Genomic DNA, 18,033 nt, shown 5'->3' with positions numbered 1-18,033 from the left:
TCGAAGGCGGTCATGAGAAAATTTTGGTCAAATCTATTTGTGTGTGTGGCGCTGTTCATATCGCTGCAAAATGTATCACACGCCGAAGTGACCCGAGATGGGAAAAGCCCAGTTCAGCATCGCGGCGGAGAAGTGAATTGTACCGACGAAGGTTGCTTTGGCCCAATTCAACTCTATTCAAACTTCCTTTCGGATTTCGTTGTCGAGAATTTGAGCCAAGTTTTGAATGGTCTCTGCAGTTTCGAGACCGAAAGGCGGTCAAAGATCGATGATATTTTTGGCCCCGAAGGTACTTATCCGAAGGCTGTCGTAATTGTCATCGATGACGCACAGGAAATTTCTGGAATTCATCACGTTTTCGAAGGTGTAATTGAAAAAGTTAAAAGCAACAAGGTGACCTCATTTATAGTGGCACCGGGGAATGAAGGTCGTAAGGATCGATTTTCAGGAACTTTCTCCGAGGTTTTTATAATCAACAATCGTATTGCGGCCTGCAAAGATGTTCGGTGTTTGGTCGAATACGTCGTTGTATTTGCATGGGACAATCTTTCGATGCTGTGCACAGACCCAAACAAATAGGCAAAACTCTATTCGCTCAAACCAGACAAACCCTACCGCGTCAACTCCCGCATCCCCTGTTCCAGCCCGGCCAGCGTCATCGGCACCATGCGGTTCTCGAAGATTTCCTGAACCATGTTGATCGAATGGGTGTAGTCCCAGTATTTCTCGGGCACCGGGTTGATCCAGAGGTTAGACGGCCACTGGTCCCGCGCGCGCTGCAGCCAGACCTGACCGGCCTCCTGGTTCCAATGCTCATTGGCACCGCCGGGATAGGCGATCTCGTAAGGCGACATGCTGGCGTCGCCGACAAAGATGCATTTGTAGTCCGGCCCATAGGTGCGCAGCACTTCGTGGGTGGGGATCTGGTCGGTCCAGCGGCGGGAGTTATCGCGCCACACGCCCTCATAGAGGCAGTTGTGGAAGTAGTAATACTCCAGATGCTTGAACTCGGTGCGGGCCGCCGAGAACAGTTCCTCGACCACTTTCACATGCGGGTCCATCGAGCCGCCCACATCGAGAAACAGAACCACCTTGACCGCGTTGTGGCGCTCGGGGCGGGTCTTGACGTCCAGATAGCCATTCTCGGCGGTGGCGCGGATGGTGCCGTCCAGATCCAGCTCGTCGGCGGCACCTTCGCGGGCCCATCGGCGCAGGCGTTTGAGCGCCACCTTGATGTTGCGGGTGCCCAGTTCGACCGTATCGTCGAGGTTCTTGAACTCGCGTTTGTCCCAGACCTTGACCGCGCGCTGGTGGCGGCTTTCCTTCTGGCCGATGCGCACCCCTTCGGGATTGTAGCCATATGCCCCGAACGGAGACGTCCCGGCGGTGCCGATCCACTTGTTGCCACCCTGATGGCGGCCTTCCTGTTCCTTGAGCCGCTCTTTCAGCGTCTCCATCAGCTTGTCAAAACCGCCAAGCGCCTCGATCTCGGCCTTTTCCTCGGCGCTCAGGTGCTTTTCGGCCATTTTCTCAAGCCAGTCGCCGGGGACGTCCACCGCTTCCATGACCTGCGACATGGAGATCTGTTCCAGCCCTTCGAAACTGGCGGCGAATGCGCGGTCGAACTTGTCGATATTGCGCTCGTCCTTCACCATCGAAACCCGGGCGAGGTAATAGAACGCCTCGACATCATAGGTGGCGAGACCCACCTTCATGCCTTCAAGAAAGGTCAGATACTCTCGCAGGGAGACGGGAATGCGGGCGGCGCGCAGGTTTTCGAAGAAGGGCAGAAACATCGACAGGCTCAGATCAGGAAACGGTCGAGCGCTATGGTAAGGATCAGCCCAAGGATGGCAAAGGCGATTCCGTAGCCGACGGCATATTGCGCTACGTCAGCTTTCGATCCATTGCGTTTTGCGGCGGTCCTGCCGCCCAGAAAGGCTCCGATCAGAGCCAATACGATTACGATCATGCCGGTTTACCCGCCCAGTTGCTGCCTTGGGTTCAGCGCTGCAACCTCCTGCATTCTGGCGCGCACCGCCCAATCCGAGCCGAACCCGTATCGCGCCCAACCCAGACTGTCCAGCCTGACATCGGCGGCCTTGTCGCGCTGGCCCTGCAGGTCCAGCGCCTCGGCGTCGAGCAGCATCAGGGTCGAGAGCAGGGCGGCGTTCTCGGCCCGTCGGGCCACCTGCAATTGTGGGCGGATCTGCTGGCGGGCCTCATCGGGTTGGCCGTTGGCCAGCGCATAGGCCGCCGTCTGGGTCACCACATAGGCGGCCTGCAAATCGGTCCCCGGCGTTTGCGACAGATAATAGAGCGCGCTGCGGTAATGTTGCTGGGCGGTCTCGGGGTCGCCGGATTGCACCATACGCCCAAGAATGTAATGGCTGAAGGCGCGGCGATGATCGGTCCAGCCCTGTTGCTGCGCGATGCGAGTCGCCTCTTTCGCGGCTTTGCGGCGTTGGGTCTGGGTTGCGCCCGGACCAAGGGCGGTCTGGGTCGCGTTGATCCAGCTACGCGGGGTCTTCGAGACCGGGCGCGCGGCCACGCGCACACCGCGCGGGTTCTGCCGCGCCAGGATGCCGGGCAGGGCCTTGGCAACCTCGTCCCGGGTCATGCCATTGCGCAACGCCGGGTCATAGCCGGTACGCAGGATCAGCATGTCGAACCCGGTCAGCACCGTATGCACATTGTCGTCGTTGAAGACCGAGTCGGGCAACCGATAGAGGTCATTGAGCGGACCGATGGCTTGCGCCAGTTCCTCATGCAGGCAGTCGCGCACTTCTTGCGGGCTGACATCATTGGGGATGAAAATGCCCAGTTCGCGGCGCTCGCTCAGCAGCGCCCAGTTGGTTTCCGGCTTGCGGCGCTTGTGGCGGAAATCGGCCAGGCTGGAGACATTGGGCACCACGAAACAGGCGGCTTGGGGCAGGGCGCGGCGAATCTCGTCGCGGCTGACCGCCTCGATGGTGATGTTCGCGTTACTGTCAGTGACCTGACGGATGTTGATCCCGGCCTCGCTTCGCAACCGTCCCAGCAACTGCGACAGGTCGTTCTGTAGATTTGGAGGTGGCGCGCCGGTCACGCGCAGGGTGATCGGCTGTTCGAAGCGGGTGAAGGCGGGCAATTCGCGCCCGCTTTCCAGCTCGAAATGCAGCGCCAGAAAATCGGCCGCGATATTGGCGTTGGAGCGGACCGGCGCACGGGCGCTGGTCGCGGCGAAGGATTTCATCGGCGGCAGCGGGCTTTGCGACAGCTGCGCCCGGGTCGGCATGTCCCGGACCGAGGATGCGGCGCATCCGGCCAGAACCATAACAACGGGAAACATAAAACGATTGAACATAATTACCTTTGGTACTTGATAAATGGCGTCACGTCGCCAATCCGATCATACAACCTTCTTGCAGTTTCGTTAAAGTCTTGTGTCAGCCAGTAGACCGACGGGCATCCGCGCGCGTCAGCCGCGGCATAAACCGCCTCGATCAGGGCGCGGCCGATGCCGGTTCCGCGGGTCTCGGGGCGCGCATAAAGATCCTGTAGGTAACAGACCTCTTCGATCTTCCAAGCATGGCGATGAAACAGGTAATGGGTCAGCCCGACCAGCCGCCCGTCCTGCTCGGCCACCAGGCACGAGAAATCTGCGGGGTCATCCCCCAGCAGACGGTCGAACGTGACCTCATAGACCTCGGGCGCAACCGAGGACTCGTAAAACTCCAGATAGGCTGTCCACAGGTCAGCCCATTCCGGCTTGTCGCCGGGCCGCAAGGCACGGATCGCCATTGTTGACGCCATCTTACTTCTGCCCCCACTCAGAAGTTAACGATTGAACCAGTTGACCCTCAATCTGACGCAAGGTCAATCGGCGCGAAGGGAGATTCGCGCCTGACGGGAGTTTGCCGAAAACTAGGGAAACAATCGCTTAAAATCCGGGCATTCGTTTCCCAAAAAGGACGCGGGCGCAGGAATTATCGCTGCCCGCGCGCCATGAAGGCCAGCCGCTCGAACAGATGCACATCCTGCTCGTTCTTCAGCAGTGCGCCATGCAGCTTTGGCAGGGCATTGGCACTGTCGCGCTTGAGGTCCTCGGGCGTCAGGTCTTCGGCGAGCAGCAGCTTGAGCCAGTCCAGCACCTCGGAGGTCGACGGTTTCTTCTTCAGCCCGGCGGTGTCACGGATTTCGTAGAACTGGGTCAGCGCGGTGGTCAGCAGCGCCTCTTTGATGCCGGGGTGATGGACCTCGACGATCTTGCGCATCGTGGTCTCGTCCGGGAAGCGGATGTAGTGGAAGAAGCAGCGGCGCAGGAAAGCGTCGGGCAATTCCTTTTCATTGTTCGATGTGATGATGACGATCGGACGCTGACGCGCCTTGATGGTCGCGCCGGTCTCGTAGACATGGAACTCCATCTTGTCGAGTTCCTGGAGCAGGTCGTTGGGAAACTCGATGTCGGCCTTGTCGATCTCGTCGATCAACAGAACGGTTTTCTGTTCCGTTTCAAACGCCTGCCAGAGCTTGCCCTTCTTGATGTAGTTGCCCACGTCATGCACGCGCTCGTCGCCCAGTTGGCTGTCGCGCAACCGGCTGACCGCGTCATATTCATACAGTCCCTGCTGCGCACGGGTGGTGGATTTGACATTCCATTCGATCATGTCGAGCCCCAGCGCACCGGCCACCTGCCGGGCCAGTTCGGTCTTGCCGGTGCCCGGCTCGCCCTTGACCAGCAGCGGGCGTTCCAGCGTCACGGCGGCATTCACCGCGATGGTCAGATCGTCGGTCGCGACATATTCGGCTGTCCCTTCGAAACGTGTGGTCATCGCTGTGGCCTCCAGACCGGGAAAGATGTTGAACTGGCATGCGCAGAAAAACGCCCCTTGGCCCTAGCGAGGCAAAGGGCGATTTGCAAGCAGCGGCGCGGATTTGCTACGCTGCGTGACACGGTTCGAGGCACCCGTCGGCGGGGGTGTCGAACCGTCGCGAACCGCTCACCAACCTTTCGCCTGTCCGCGCCTCGGGGATTGGTCGCCGTCCAGTGTTTTTTTGTCCCGGATTGTGACTAATTTCACAGAAAAACAACGCTTTGAAATGTATCATTTCGAATACAACACGTCCCAAGAATTGGGGGCGTTGAAACAGCTTTGACTAGTGACAATCTTCTGCGTGTCGGATAAACGCTGCGTCAGAAGGGGCGCCAATGGTCTTGGATAGAAATACATGACGGACATAGTTGGCCACACCGAGGGAGCCAAGATGAAACAGGAAGTGTTTCTGCCGGAGGATTACCGTCCGGCGGAGGATGAACCATTTATGAATGAGCGCCAGCTCGAGTACTTCCGCCGCAAGCTGAACAACTGGAAAAATGAACTGCTGGCGGGCAGCCGCGACACTATTGAGGGACTGCAGGACAATACCCGCAACATCCCCGATGTCGCAGACAGGGCAAGCGAAGAAACCGACCGTGCGCTGGAGCTGCGCACCCGTGACAGGCAGCGCAAGCTGGTCGCCAAGATCGATTCGGCGCTGCGCCGCATCGACGAGGGGGAATACGGATATTGCGAAGTCACCGGCGATCCGATCTCGCTGCGCCGTCTGGACGCGCGCCCGATCGCCACGATGAGCCTTGAGTCGCAGGAACGTCACGAGCGGCGCGAAAAGGTCCACCGCGACGACTAACCGCGCCTGACACGACCACTATCCAAGCGCCGGGGCCTGTCGCCCCGGCGTTTTTGCGTTAAACGGTCGACATGAGTATTTGCGATAAGAAAATCGTCGTTGTGGGCGCCGGGATTGGCGGGCTTGCCGCCGCGCTGGCGCTGCGGCAGCGCGGTGCGGATGTGACGGTGCTGGAACAGGCTGCCGCAATATCCGAAGTGGGCGCGGGCCTGCAAATCTCGCCCAATGGTGTGGCGGTGCTGAACGCGCTCGGTCTGGCTGACGCCCTGAGCGCGGCGGCGGTCCGGGCGCACGCGGTGTCGCTGCGGGATTATCGCAGACCGGGTGAGGTCTTGCGGCTGGACCTCGGCACATACGCGCCAGATCTGAACTATTGTTTCTTGCACCGCGCGGATCTGGTTTCGCTGCTGGCCGATGCGGTGCGGGCCAGCGGTGTGCCCATCCGCTTGCTGCAACAGGTCGATTCGGCTGACCTGAACAGACCCGCGACCCTGCATATGAGCAACGGGTCCCGCGTTCGCGCAGATCTTGTGGTTGGGGCAGACGGGTTGCACTCGCGTCTTCGCAGCCAACTCAACCGGTCCGATCAGCCGTTCTTTACCGGCCAGGTGGCCTGGCGCGCCACGGTTCCCAACAGCATTGATCTGCCGCCCGAGGCGCAGCTTTACATGGGGCCGGGGAGACATCTGGTCTGCTATCCCCTGCGCGATGGCTGTCTCGTCAATATCGTCGCGGTGCAGGAGCGCAAGAACTGGACCGCCGAAGGCTGGCACCATCAGGACCGGCCCGAGAACCTCCGGCGCGCCTTCGCGGATTTCCGGGGCATCCCCAGCGCGCTGCTCGATCAGGTCTCCGAGGTCAATCTCTGGGGGCTGTTCCGGCACAAGGTTGCGCAGCACTGGCATGGTCCCAACGCGGCCCTCCTTGGCGACGCGGCACATCCGACCCTGCCATTTCTGGCGCAGGGGGCCAATATGGCGCTCGAAGACGCCTGGGTTCTGGGCGCTGAACTGGCGCGCGCGGACAGTATCGAAAGCGGGCTGGCGCGTTATCAGGCGCGGCGGCATGCGCGGGCAACCCGGGTGATCGCAGCGGCCAGTGGCAATGCGTGGAAATACCACCTGCGCTTTCCGCCATTGCGCGGGGCGGCGCATCTGGCGCTGCGCCTGTCAGGCCGGGTCGCGCCGGCGCGCATGGTGGGGCAGTTCGACTGGCTCTACCGCCACGACGTGACGCAAGAGCCTGCCGCCTGAGCGGCCTCAATTGTCGAGCGTCACCCAGACCGGAACGTGATCCGAGGGCTTTTCATGGCCCCGGATCGCCGCATCGATCTGGCAATCACTCATCAGGTCCGCCGCCTGCGGGCTGAGCAGGAAATGGTCGATGCGAATGCCGTCATTGCGGTTCCAGGCACCGGCCTGATAATCCCAGAAGGAATAGTGCTCCGGCCCGCGCGTGCGCGCACGGAACGCCTCGGTAAAGCCCAGATTCAGGATGCGCCGATACGCAGCCCTGCTTTCGGGACGAAACAGCGCATCCTCGCGCCAGGCGTCCGGTCTCCTGGCATCCTCGGCCTGCGGGATGATGTTGTAATCACCCGCCATCAGCGCCGGAATTTCCTCGGCCAGCAAGGCCTGCGCCCTGGCATGAAACCGCTCCATCCAGGCCAGCTTGTAGTCGTATTTCGGCCCCGGCACCGGGTTGCCATTGGGCAGGTATAGCCCGCAGATGCGCAGCGCCTGTTTGCCCACCACCGTGGCCTCGATCCAGCGCGCCTGTTCGTCACTGTCATCGCCGGGCAGGCCCCGGCTGACATCCTCAAGCGGCAGTTTCGACAGGATCGCCACGCCGTTGAAGCTTTTCTGCCCATGGGTTTCGACGTTGTAGCCCCGCTCTTCGAATAACTCGCGCGGGAAGTTTTCGTCGATCGACTTGATCTCCTGCAACAATACGACATCGGGTTGAGCGTCATCCAGCCATCGGGGCAGAGCCTCGGCCCGCGCCTTGATGCCGTTGATATTGAACGTGGCGATTTTCATGGGCGGCACTCCGGATCATTTCCCGATCTATCGCCCAGAACCGAGAGCGTCGCAAGGCGAACAACCCCCGTCCTTCTTCTGTTCAAAAATACCTCGGGGGAGTCGCGGCATGCCGCGACGGGGGCAGCGCCCCCGAATCTTCTACATCGAAAAACTGGTGCCGCATCCGCAGGAGGCGGTTGCATTGGGGTTTTCGATCACGAAGCGCGCACCGATCAGTTCTTCGGAGAAGTCGATCACCGCGTTTTCCAGAAACGGCAGTGAAACGGAATCCACCACAACTTTCTCGCCGCGCCCTTCCAGCACCAGATCGTCATCCGCTGGCGCGTCCAGGGCGATGTCGTATTGAAATCCCGAGCATCCTCCGCCTTCGACCGCGACGCGCAGCGCTTGGCCCTGATCGGCGGCACCGATCTCGGCGAGGCGCGCAAAGGCGCGGTCAGTGACTTTGGGCGGCAGGTTCATCAGGCCAACTCCGGCGGTTTTCTTCTTGGGCGATCACCAATATAGAAAGCCTTGACGCAGGCGACAAGGACAGGACGCATGGAACGGGCAGGTTTCGCCTCGGACCCGGCAAAGGCGCGGGGCAGGCTGGTTGCGGAAGAGGAAAGCAGTTTTCGCTCGTGCTTCCAGCGTGATCGCGACCGGATCATCCACGCCAGCGCCTTTCGGCGGCTGAAACACAAGACACAGGTCTTTGTCGAACATGAGGGCGACAATTACCGCACGCGGCTGACCCATACGATTGAAGTGGCGCAGGTGGCGCGCACCATTGCCGGAACGCTCGGGCTGAATACGGAACTGACCGAGGCGGTGGCGTTGGCCCATGATCTGGGCCACACACCCTTTGGCCACACCGGAGAGGACGCGCTGCACGCGCTGATGGCGCCTTATGGCGGGTTCGACCACAACGCGCAGGCGATCCGGATCGTGACCCGGCTGGAACGGCATTATGCGGCGTTTGACGGGTTGAACCTGACCTGGGAAACCCTTGAAGCCATTGCGAAACATAACGGTCCTGTGTTGGGCGAACTCCCTTGGGCGCTGGCCGAATGCAACGCGGCGTTCGATCTGGAGCTTCACACACATGCCAGCGCCGAGGCGCAGGTGGCGGCCTTGGCCGACGATGTCGCGTATAACAATCACGACCTGCATGACGGGCTGCGCGCCGGGCTCTTTGCGGATGCAGACATTGCATCGCTTCCGATCATAGGGGCCTGTTACGCCGAGGTGGACCAGCTTTGGCCGGGGTTGGAGGCCAAGCGCCGCCGCCATGAGGCGCTGCGCCGGGTGTTTGGGGTGATGGTATCGGATGTGATCGAAACCTCGCAGACGCTGCTGGCAGCGAGCGGTGCTGCTTGCGTCGAGGATATTCGCGCGCTGGATCATCCCGTGATTGCCTTTTCCGATGCGTTGTGGCGCGATCTGAAAGAGATCCGGGCCTTCCTGTTCACGCGGATGTACCGCGCACCCAGCGTCATGAAGAAACGCGCGGAAGTCTCGGAAATCGTGGAGGAACTCTTTCCGATCTATCTGAATGATCCGCATCAGATGCCCAAGGGTTGGCACGCGGAGATCGACGCTGCGCCGAATGAGACGGCACTGGCGCGGATCGTGTCGGATTATGTCTCGGGCATGACCGACCGTTTTGCGGTACAGGATCACGCACGACTGACCGGGGCTGATCCGGCGCGACTGTAACCTATTCGATCCCGATATAGGACACGGCCCAGACCTGCAGGTTGCCCAGTTCTTCTGCCATTGCCGGGTCTTCGACAGCGGGAAAGATCACCACCGATGGGCCGTATCCGCCCAGAGCCAGCGGTTTCTGGTCAGCATGGGTGGCCAGGATCGGCTCGAACCGTTCGATCTGTTGCCAAGGGATTTCAGCGCGATACCCATCCAGCGCGACGGGAACGGCGGTTTTTCCGGTTGCCCCGGCCTGTGCCATGACATCAGCCAGACGCGGGCCGCTCATGGCGCGGTCGACCTCCTGACCGGGAGGACCAAAGGGCACGGTCAGCTCCTTTTGCTGTAGCGCACCAAGGGCTGCGGCGTCAAAGCCCATGCCGTTGGCATAGGTGATCTCAAGATAGCCGAAGAGACCGCCGTCTTTTTCACCGCGCGCGGGTAGATTGGATGTGCCCAGATCGCCGCCCAGCGTCACCAGAACCGGCCCCTGCGCCTGTGCCATCAAGGGCAGGCAGAGCGCCAGAGCCAGTATGATCATGCGTTTCATCGCAAAACTCCCTGTGGTATTTCGGCAGGCTACAGGGTTGCAGGGCGAATCCAAGCGGGGATCGCCCGCATTGACCTTGGCGGCTTGCGTGGTAAACCGCCCGCAACCAAGAGGACGCCCGTCATGAACCTATTCTCCGAAATCCGCAGCCTTGTGCTGGACGCGCTGACGCAGATGCAGGCCGAGGGCGCGCTGCCCGGCGATCTGAGCTTTGACAACGTGGCGGTTGAACCACCGCGCGATGCGGCGCATGGCGACATGGCGACCAACGCGGCGATGGTTCTGGCGAAACCGGCCAGGATGAAGCCACGCGACATTGCCGAAGCGCTTGCCGCAAAACTGGCGGCGGACGCGCGGATCACCAGCGCCGAGGTGGCCGGGCCGGGGTTCCTTAACATGCGGCTGGCGCCCGTCGTCTGGCAGTCGGTGCTGGCGGCGGTTCTGCAAGGCGGCACCGATTTTGGCAAATCCGCCATGGGGCAGGGCCAAAAGATCAATGTGGAATATGTTTCGGCCAACCCGACCGGACCGCTGCATGTGGGCCATACCCGGGGCGCGGTGTTTGGCGATGCGCTGGCCGGTTTGCTGGATTACGCAGGCTATGACGTCACCCGCGAATATTACATCAACGATGGCGGCGCGCAGGTCGATGTGCTGGCCCGGTCGGTTTACCTGCGCTACCTCGAAGCACATGGCGAAGCGGTTGAATTTCCCGATGGCACCTATCCGGGCGAGTATCTGGTCGAGGTCGGCCAGGCGCTGAAGGAAAAGGTGGGCGACGCTTATGTTGGCAAGGACGAGCAATTCTGGCTCGCTGAAATCCGCGAATATGCCACCGAAGCGATGATGGACCTGATCCGCGCCGATCTGGCGCAGCTTGGTGTTGTAATGGACCGGTTTTTCTCGGAAAAATCGCTCTATGGCACGGGGCGGATCGAAGAGGCGCTGGCCAGTCTCGACGCCAAGGGGTTGATCTATGAAGGCGTGCTGGAGCCGCCCAAGGGAAAGAAGCCCGAGGACTGGGAGCCGCGCGAACAGACGCTGTTCAAATCGACCGAACATGGCGATGACGTGGACCGGCCGGTCAAGAAATCGGACGGTAGCTGGACCTATTTTGCGCCCGATATCGCCTATCACTATGACAAGGTGACACGCGGATATGACGCGTTGATCGACGTGTTCGGCGCCGACCATGGCGGCTATGTCAAACGGATGAAGGCGGCTGTGTCGGCGCTGAGCGAGGGGCAGGTGTCGCTCGATATCAAGCTGTGCCAACTGGTGAAACTGTGGAAGAATGGCGAGCCGTTCAAGATGTCCAAGCGGGCCGGGAATTTTGTCACCCTGCGCGATGTGGTCGATCAGGTCGGACCGGATGTGACCCGCTTCGTGATGCTGACCCGCAAGAACGACGCGCCGCTGGATTTCGATTTCGACAAGGTGCTGGAGCAGAGCCGCGAGAACCCGGTTTTCTACGTGCAATACGCCCATGCCCGTGTGATGAGCGTGCTGCGCCGCGCCGCCGAGGCGGGTGTGGCGGCCGATGATGCGACCCTGACGGGGGCGGATCTGAGCAAGATCTCGCATGAGGCTGAACTGACGGTTGCCAGGAAACTGGCCGAATGGCCACGGCTGGTCGAGATCGCCGCGCGCACCAATGAGCCGCACAGGATCGCCTTCTATCTCTATGAATTGGCCGGGGATTTCCATGCGCTCTGGAATCGCGGAAACGAATTGCACGAGCTGCGGTTCCTCCAGGATGGCGATGTTGCCACAAGCCAGTCCAAAATCGCGCTGGCGCGCGCTGTTTCCGTTGTGATTTCAGCGGGTCTCGGTATTCTTGGCGTCACACCGGTGCAGGAGATGCGGTAACTCAAGCCGCCCGAACCGCCGGCCAAAGACGACCTGAGGCAGAAACAAGATATCCTTGAACGCAAAAGGCTATGCGTGACGGGCAGTGAGGCGGAAATGGCGAGTTTTGATGGTGGCGGGCAGTATGACCCGCAGGGCCCCCGGTATGACCAATATGGTCAGGAAATCCACTATGACGACTATCCCGAGACCGGCATGGATACGGTCGGGCCGACGCTGGGTGGCAGGCTGAGCTGGATGGCCAGCATGCTGGGGGCGGTTGGGTCGCTGGCGCTGGTTGTGGGGATCGGCGTCTGGGGCGTGAAACTGGTGGTGCGCGATGTGAGCGGGGTGCCGGTGGTGCGCGCCATCGAAGGGCCGATGCGCATTCAGCCTGAGAACCCCGGCGGACAACGTGCAGATCATCAGGGACTGGCGGTGAACAACGTGGCCGCACGTGGCACCGCCGCGCCGCCGCCCGACCGTCTGGTTCTGGCCCCGCGCCCGGTCGATCTGGCCGAAGAGGATGGCCCGATGGGCGAGATCAATCCGAGCCAGGAAGAAGTTGAAACAGCCAGGCCGGTGACCGACGGCGCCGTTGCCGCCTTCAAGCAGGGCAGCGTTGACGCGCTGGTGGCCGAATTGACCAAGGATGTGCAGCCGATGGTGCATAACGCGGTTCTGACCGGCGATGCGCCCAACGAACAACTGGCGGCTATCACGCAGCCCGATCCGCTGCCTGCCATTGACCCCGCCGATCTGGTGGCGCAACTGCCTGATCCGGACCTGCTTGAGGCACCGGGCGTCAGGCGCTCGCCACGACCCATCATGCGGCCCGCGCGCGCGGTCCCCTCGGGCAAAGTGATCAAGGCCAGCCTCAACGATGCGATCAACGCTGCGGTAGAAAGCGCTGCCGGGCTGGAGGTTAACGCCTCTGAAATTCCCGCCGGGACGCGGCTGGCGCAGCTTGGGGCCTTTGAATCACCTGAAATCGCGCGGTCCGAATGGGATCGGCTGTCGGGGCAGTTCTCGGATTACATGTCGGACAAACAGCGTGTGGTGCAGAAGGCGACCAGCAACGGGCGCACCTTCTATCGGTTGCGCGCCATGGGCTTCAGCGACATGAGCGATGCGCGCCGGTTCTGTGCCACTCTGGGCGCGGAACGGGTCGATTGCATCCCGGTCACCATCAGGTGAGGTTCGGCGCCACCATTCAGGATGCCGAAGGGCTGCGGCTGACGGCGGAGGAAAAGGCGCTGTTCCGGGATACAAACCCGTTTGGGTTTATCCTGTTTGGGCGCAACATCGACAGCGCCGGTCAGGTCCGCGCGCTCTGCGGTGATTTTCGCGAGGCGGTGGGGCGCGATTGCCTTATCACAATCGATCAGGAGGGCGGCCGCGTGCAGCGGCTGCGCCCGCCTTTGGCGCGCGACTGGCTGCCGCCGCTGGACGAGGTGGCGCAGGCGGGTGCGCAGGCGGACCGCGCGATGTATCTGCGCTATCGCCTGATTGCGCAGGAGTTGCGCGCGCTTGGCATTGACAGCAACTGCGCACCGACGCTGGATCTGGCCTTTTCGGACACCCATCCGTTTCTGCGCAACCGGCTCTATGATGGCGACCCGGCGCAGGTGGCGCGCATCGGGCGCGCGGTGGCAAACGGGTTGCTGGAGGGCGGCGTCTTGCCGGTGATGAAACATATGCCGGGGCATGGCCGCGCCACGCTGGATACCCATCACGAATTGCCGACGGTGTCGATTGATACCGATCTGTTGGACGATAGCGATTTTGCACCGTTCCGGGCGCTGAACGATCTGCCGATGGGGATGACCGCGCATCTGGTCTTTGACCGGGTCGGGCCGGACCCGGCCACCGTGTCCGCGCCGCTGGTCACGTTGATCCGCTCGCAGATCGGCTTTGACGGGCTGTTGATGACCGATGATATCTCGATGAAGGCGCTTAGCGGCAGCGTGGCTGACAAGGCCACAAGCGCCATCGCCGCCGGATGTGATGTGGTTCTGCATTGCAACGGAACGTTTGAGGACCGCGCCGCCGTGGCCGAGGCCGCTGGCGAGATGAGTTCCGTGGCGCAAACCCGCGCCGAGCGGGCCATGGCGCAGCGCCACGATCCGCAGCCGCTTGACATCGAGGCCGCCGAGGCGGAACACTCCCGCCTCATTGGCGGGCAGGGCTATGGTGGATAATCTCAGTTCCGAAGATCCGATTTCAGTTGCCGAACGGCTGGCCGCCGAGGCGCTGATCATTGATGTGGACGGGTTCGAAGGCCCGCTCGATGTGCTGCTGACCCTGTCGCGCACGCAAAAGGTCGATTTGCGTAAAATTTCGGTGCTGGAACTGGCGCGTCAATATCTGACGTTTGTTGAGCGCGCCAAGGAGCTGCGCATCGAACTGGCGGCCGATTATCTGGTCATGGCGGCCTGGCTGGCCTTCCTCAAATCCCGCCTGCTGTTACCCCCCGACCCTGAGGATGAGGGGCCATCGGGCGAGGAACTGGCCGCGCATCTGGCGTTTCAGTTGGAACGCTTGCAGGCGATGCGCGATGTGGCCGCGCGGCTGATGGCGCGCGATCAGCTGGGGCGCGATTTCTTCCGGCGCGGGCAGGGCGAGGATGTGACGCGGCTCAGGACCGTGACCTATTCGGCGACGCTGCTGGACCTGATGCAGGGTTATGCCCGCATCCGCACCCGTGACGAATTCCGCCCCTTTGTAATGGACCGCGAGTCGGTCTTTACCATGGAACAGGCGCTGGACCGGATGCGCGGGTTGATCGGGTTCGCCGGTAGCTGGACCGAGATGGCCAGCTATCTGCCTGAGGGCTGGGAAATGGACCCGATGCGCCGCCGCTCTGCCACCGCCTCGACCTTTGCCGCCTCTCTGGAACTGGTAAAGGAAGGCCATCTGGAAATTCGCCAGAGTGACACATTCGCGCCGATCCATCTGCGCAAGAGGACTGAGACACGTGACTGACGACCCCCGGGACGCCCCCGCCGAGAGCCTGTTTGACGCGCCGCCCATGGCGGAACAGGAACGCATGGTCGAGGCGGTGCTATTTGCCAGCCCCGATCCGGTCAGCGTGCGCGATCTGGAAACCCGCATGCCCCATGGCAGCGACGCCGCCCAGGCGCTGGAGCTGCTGCGCAAACGCTATGAGGGGCGCGGCGTGCGCGTGGTGCAGGTGGGCGAGGCCTGGGTCATTCGCACCGCGCCCGATCTGGGTTTTCTGATGCAGAAGGAAACGGTCGAGACCCGCAAACTCAGCCGGGCCGCGATCGAGACATTGGCGATCATCGCCTATCACCAGCCCTGCACCCGGGCCGAGATCGAGGAAATCCGCGGCGTGTCGGTGTCGCGTGGGACCATCGACCAGTTGCTGGAGATGGAGTGGATTCGTCTGGGCCGCCGCCGCATGACGCCGGGCCGCCCGGTGACCTTTGTGGTCACGCCGGAATTCCTTGATCATTTCGGGCTGGAAAGCGCCCGCGATCTGCCGGGTCTGAAGGAACTGCGCGCCGCCGGCCTGCTTGAAAACCGACCGCCGCCGGGTGCAATGCCGGTTGGCGAGGGAGCCGACGAGAGCGAGACCGACGAGGATCAGTCCGAGCTGTTCGAGGAAGAGTGATGGCTCAGGCCCTCAAAACGGCGCAATTCCGGGCTATCTATCCGGATGAGGCAAGGTGAGGAGGCAGTGACAATGAAAGTCGAGAGATTGCTGAACATGATCATCCGCAGAGTGATGCAGCGGGTGGTGTTCCGGGGCGTGGATGCCGGGATTGATGCGATGGCAAAAAAGGGCAAACGCCCCGGCGCGCAAGAAGATGGACCGCCCAATGCGCAAGCCACGCGGCAGCAAAAACAAACGGCCCGCAAGGCACAGCGCGCGGCGCGCATGGCGTCGCGTATCTCAAAGCTGTGATTTGTTAATGGCTTAGGCGGTGGGTTTGAAGTGTTTCGACAGTTTCAGACCCTGACCCTGATAATTCGAACTGATGCCCGCGCCATAGAGTTGCGAGGGCGTCTCACCCATGCGCTCATAAACCAGCCGTCCGACGACCTGCCCGTGCTCCAGCACGAAGGGCGCCTCGTGACAGCGCACTTCCAGCACCCCGCGCGAGCCTGATCCGCCTGCGGCAGCATGGCCGAAACCGGGATCGAAAAACCCGGCATAATGCACCCGGAACTCGCCCACCATCGCAAGATAAGGCGCCATTTCGGCGGCGTAGTCGGGCGGGATATGCACCGCCTCGCGACTCACCAGAATGTAGAACGCGCCGGGGTCGAGGATGATGCGGCCATCGCTGCTGCGCACTTCCTCCCAATACTCCGCAGGGTCATAAAAGCCGATCCGGTCCAGATCGATGACCCCGGTATGGGGCTTGGCGCGGTAGCCGACCAGATCGGTGTCGGGCAGCCGCAGATCGACCGAAAAGCCCAACCCGTCCTGAATCACCACCTCGCCATCGACCAGAGGGGAGTCGGCGTGCAGGGATTTGAGCTGTTCATCGCTCAGGACCGCCTGTCCGGTGCGAAAGCGAATCTGGTTGAGCCGCATGCCGGGCCGGACCAGTACCGAAAACGAACGCGGGCAGATCTCGGCATAAAGCGGGCCGCTATAGCCTGCGGGCACCCGGTCGAACTCGGCCCCGCCATCGGTGATGGTGCGGGTCAGCAAATCGAGCCGCCCCGTCGAGCTTTTGGCGTTGGCCACGGCGCTGATATCGGCGGGCAGGGCCAGCGATTCCATCAGCGGTACCAGATAGACGCAGCCCTTTTCCAGCACTGCACCGTGGCTCAGGTCGATCCGGTGCATCTCAAACTCGCTCAGACGCTCTGCCACGGAACGTCCCTCGCCAGCGAGGAACGAGGCGCGGACGCGGTAAGCCACTGTTCCCAGTCGCAGATCAAGGCTGGCTGGCTGAATCTGCCCTTCGGGCATCGGCGTGGGCGCGATGATTTCGCCTGCGGCGATCATGGCTTCGATTTGTTGGTTCGGGCAAACACCGGTCATGCAAAACTGCTCCATTCCCATTGGGGCCGGAGTGCAGTCTTGCAGCGAGGGTATGAATTGGTCGGGCTAGCAGGACTCGAACCTGCGACCTTCCGTCCCCCAGACGGACGCGCTACCAGGCTGCGCCATAGCCCGACTTTGGAGTGTTCATATAGGTTTTGCGGGCAGGGGCAAGGGGAAATCATTGCCTTTTTCTTATCCGTCTCAGCGCGACGCCTGCCGGTCGATCCAGCCTTGCAAATCCCGTGCGATCGCCGCTGCGGCGGGCAAGTGAACGGGGTTGATCCGGGCGACGCGCGCAAGGCGCGACAACGGTCCCGGCGCACAGGACAGCGCGTCTTCAAGGGACGGGTCGGGGCGGTCGATGATCCGTGGTGCGGGGGCAGGGGTGGCGGCAGCGGGATGCGATTCGCGGCTTTCCGACACCGGGCTCTCTGGCACCACCTCCGGAGCGGGGGTCGGCGGCAGGTCCATGTCGATCTGGGCCGGGTGCTGCGCCTCGGGCGCAGGTTTCTCGAACCGGATCACATTCGCGCTGTCGCCCACATCGTCTGCCGCAGCTTCGTCGAGGCCTTGCGAGAACCCCTGCACATGGGCGACACCCTGTTCGCGCAGCAGTTTCTGAACGCCCTTGATGGTCATTCCATCATCATGCAACAGATGCTTGATCCCGCCCAGCAGAAGCATGTCGGCGGGCCTGTAGTAGCGCCGTCCACCGGCGCGTTTGACCGGTTTCACATGGGTGAACTTGCTTTCCCAAAATCGCAGCACATGGGCTTGCACGCCCAACCAGTCCGCAACTTCACTGATGGTGCGAAACGCGTCACGAGACTTTGCCATAAGCAGGGGGTCCTAGGTTGAGCGGTTGCCGTTGGCGACCCGGTCTTTCATCAGATGCGAGGGGCGGAAGGTCAGCACGCGGCGCGGCTGGATCGGAACCTCTTCGCCGGTCTTCGGATTGCGGCCGATCCGGGCTGACTTGTCCCGAACGCTGAACGTGCCGAAGGACGAGATTTTGACCTGCTCACCGCGCACCAGTGCGTCCGACATGTGATTGAGAAGGCTCTCGACCAATTGCGCGCTTTCGTTGCGCGACAGCCCGACTTCGCGGAAAACGGCTTCGCTCAGGTCCATTCTTGTCAGAGTCTTGTCGCCCATGTTGATCCCCTTGTTGTTGCGCGAGCATAGGGTGCAGGGATTTTCCCTGTCAATAT

Annotated in this window: 21 protein-coding genes and 1 tRNA gene; 10 read left to right on the top strand and 12 right to left on the bottom strand. The window is 61.8% G+C overall.

Annotated elements, in window-relative coordinates; genetic code table 11:
• Positions 1-12 precede the first annotated feature (12 nt).
• A complete protein-coding gene (locus tag M3P21_RS05735; protein ID WP_249707609.1) occupies positions 13-579 on the top strand; it encodes a hypothetical protein in 567 nt (188 codons plus the stop codon).
• Positions 580-611: 32 nt separating this feature from the next.
• Here M3P21_RS05735 and M3P21_RS05730 read toward each other — a convergent pair whose 3' ends face one another.
• From M3P21_RS05730 to M3P21_RS05710, 5 genes are all read right to left on the bottom strand, one after another.
• Positions 612-1,796, bottom strand: coding sequence for a vWA domain-containing protein (locus M3P21_RS05730; RefSeq protein WP_249707607.1), 1,185 nt, complete (start codon positions 1,794-1,796; stop codon positions 612-614).
• Positions 1,797-1,804: 8 nt separating this feature from the next.
• A complete protein-coding gene (locus M3P21_RS05725) occupies positions 1,805-1,972 on the bottom strand; it encodes an apolipoprotein acyltransferase (RefSeq protein WP_249707605.1) in 168 nt (55 codons plus the stop codon).
• 6 nt (positions 1,973-1,978) lie between these two features.
• A complete protein-coding gene (locus M3P21_RS05720; RefSeq protein WP_249707604.1) occupies positions 1,979-3,346 on the bottom strand; it encodes a DUF2927 domain-containing protein in 1,368 nt (455 codons plus the stop codon).
• Between the two features lie 2 nt (positions 3,347-3,348).
• Positions 3,349-3,783, bottom strand: a complete 435-nt coding sequence (locus M3P21_RS05715) for a GNAT family N-acetyltransferase (RefSeq protein ID WP_373319954.1) — start codon at positions 3,781-3,783, stop codon at positions 3,349-3,351.
• A gap of 185 nt (positions 3,784-3,968) precedes the next feature.
• Positions 3,969-4,814 (bottom strand): AAA family ATPase, encoded by an 846-nt coding sequence (locus M3P21_RS05710; RefSeq protein ID WP_249707602.1) that lies wholly within the window; start codon positions 4,812-4,814, stop codon positions 3,969-3,971.
• Between the two features lie 433 nt (positions 4,815-5,247).
• Here M3P21_RS05710 and dksA point away from each other — a divergent pair, with 433 nt between their 5' ends.
• Together dksA and M3P21_RS05700 are read left to right on the top strand one after the other, a co-directional pair.
• Positions 5,248-5,670 (top strand): RNA polymerase-binding protein DksA, encoded by a 423-nt coding sequence (gene dksA / locus M3P21_RS05705; RefSeq protein WP_249707601.1) that lies wholly within the window; start codon positions 5,248-5,250, stop codon positions 5,668-5,670.
• A gap of 71 nt (positions 5,671-5,741) precedes the next feature.
• On the top strand, positions 5,742-6,923 hold the full coding sequence (locus M3P21_RS05700) for an FAD-dependent monooxygenase (protein WP_249707600.1): 1,182 nt from the start codon (positions 5,742-5,744) through the stop codon (positions 6,921-6,923).
• 6 nt (positions 6,924-6,929) lie between these two features.
• On the opposite strand, the gene xth is transcribed toward M3P21_RS05700, so the two are convergent.
• A complete protein-coding gene (gene xth / locus M3P21_RS05695) occupies positions 6,930-7,709 on the bottom strand; it encodes an exodeoxyribonuclease III (RefSeq protein ID WP_249707599.1) in 780 nt (259 codons plus the stop codon).
• Positions 7,710-7,850: 141 nt separating this feature from the next.
• On the bottom strand, positions 7,851-8,174 hold the full coding sequence (locus M3P21_RS05690; RefSeq protein WP_249707598.1) for a HesB/IscA family protein: 324 nt from the start codon (positions 8,172-8,174) through the stop codon (positions 7,851-7,853).
• Between the two features lie 51 nt (positions 8,175-8,225).
• Between M3P21_RS05690 and M3P21_RS05685 the strand changes: the two genes are divergently transcribed.
• Positions 8,226-9,410, top strand: a complete 1,185-nt coding sequence (locus M3P21_RS05685) for a deoxyguanosinetriphosphate triphosphohydrolase (RefSeq protein ID WP_308445918.1) — start codon at positions 8,226-8,228, stop codon at positions 9,408-9,410.
• A gap of 1 nt (position 9,411) precedes the next feature.
• On the opposite strand, the gene M3P21_RS05680 is transcribed toward M3P21_RS05685, so the two are convergent.
• Entirely contained in the window at positions 9,412-9,948 is a 537-nt protein-coding gene (locus M3P21_RS05680; RefSeq protein WP_249707594.1) for a hypothetical protein, read from the bottom strand.
• A 123-nt stretch (positions 9,949-10,071) separates the two neighbouring features.
• Between M3P21_RS05680 and argS the strand changes: the two genes are divergently transcribed.
• The 6 genes from argS (at position 10,072) to M3P21_RS05650 (ending at position 15,727) form a co-directional block, all read left to right on the top strand.
• Positions 10,072-11,817, top strand: a complete 1,746-nt coding sequence (argS, locus tag M3P21_RS05675; protein WP_249707592.1) for an arginine--tRNA ligase — start codon at positions 10,072-10,074, stop codon at positions 11,815-11,817.
• A gap of 96 nt (positions 11,818-11,913) precedes the next feature.
• A complete protein-coding gene (locus M3P21_RS05670; RefSeq protein ID WP_249707590.1) occupies positions 11,914-12,993 on the top strand; it encodes an SPOR domain-containing protein in 1,080 nt (359 codons plus the stop codon).
• On the top strand, positions 12,990-13,997 hold the full coding sequence (gene nagZ, locus M3P21_RS05665) for a beta-N-acetylhexosaminidase (RefSeq protein ID WP_249707588.1): 1,008 nt from the start codon (positions 12,990-12,992) through the stop codon (positions 13,995-13,997). The genes M3P21_RS05670 and nagZ overlap by 4 nt, the downstream gene beginning before the upstream one ends.
• A complete protein-coding gene (locus M3P21_RS05660) occupies positions 13,987-14,781 on the top strand; it encodes a segregation and condensation protein A (protein ID WP_249707587.1) in 795 nt (264 codons plus the stop codon). Before nagZ ends, M3P21_RS05660 begins: the two co-directional genes overlap by 11 nt.
• A 46-nt stretch (positions 14,782-14,827) precedes the next feature.
• The gene (scpB, locus tag M3P21_RS05655; protein WP_249707753.1) at positions 14,828-15,433 is read left to right on the top strand and encodes an SMC-Scp complex subunit ScpB; all 606 of its coding nucleotides are present in this window, start codon (positions 14,828-14,830) and stop codon (positions 15,431-15,433) included.
• Positions 15,434-15,505: 72 nt separating this feature from the next.
• Positions 15,506-15,727, top strand: a complete 222-nt coding sequence (locus tag M3P21_RS05650; protein ID WP_249707586.1) for a hypothetical protein — start codon at positions 15,506-15,508, stop codon at positions 15,725-15,727.
• Positions 15,728-15,739: 12 nt separating this feature from the next.
• On the opposite strand, the gene M3P21_RS05645 is transcribed toward M3P21_RS05650, so the two are convergent.
• The 4 genes from M3P21_RS05645 to ihfA form a co-directional block, all read right to left on the bottom strand.
• A complete protein-coding gene (locus M3P21_RS05645) occupies positions 15,740-16,819 on the bottom strand; it encodes a 2'-deoxycytidine 5'-triphosphate deaminase (RefSeq protein ID WP_249707585.1) in 1,080 nt (359 codons plus the stop codon).
• A gap of 58 nt (positions 16,820-16,877) precedes the next feature.
• Positions 16,878-16,954, bottom strand: a tRNA-Pro gene (locus M3P21_RS05640).
• A 69-nt stretch (positions 16,955-17,023) separates the two neighbouring features.
• Positions 17,024-17,659 (bottom strand): MerR family transcriptional regulator, encoded by a 636-nt coding sequence (locus tag M3P21_RS05635; RefSeq protein WP_249707584.1) that lies wholly within the window; start codon positions 17,657-17,659, stop codon positions 17,024-17,026.
• A gap of 12 nt (positions 17,660-17,671) precedes the next feature.
• The gene (gene ihfA, locus M3P21_RS05630) at positions 17,672-17,977 is read right to left on the bottom strand and encodes an integration host factor subunit alpha (protein WP_249707583.1); all 306 of its coding nucleotides are present in this window, start codon (positions 17,975-17,977) and stop codon (positions 17,672-17,674) included.
• Positions 17,978-18,033 lie beyond the last annotated feature (56 nt).

The sequence above is a fragment of the Ruegeria spongiae genome (assembly GCF_023502395.1).
GTDB classification, from domain to species: Bacteria; Pseudomonadota; Alphaproteobacteria; order Rhodobacterales; family Rhodobacteraceae; genus Ruegeria_C; species Ruegeria_C spongiae.
Note: the sequence above shows the minus strand (reverse complement) of the source record. Positions and strands in the feature narration are given on the sequence as shown.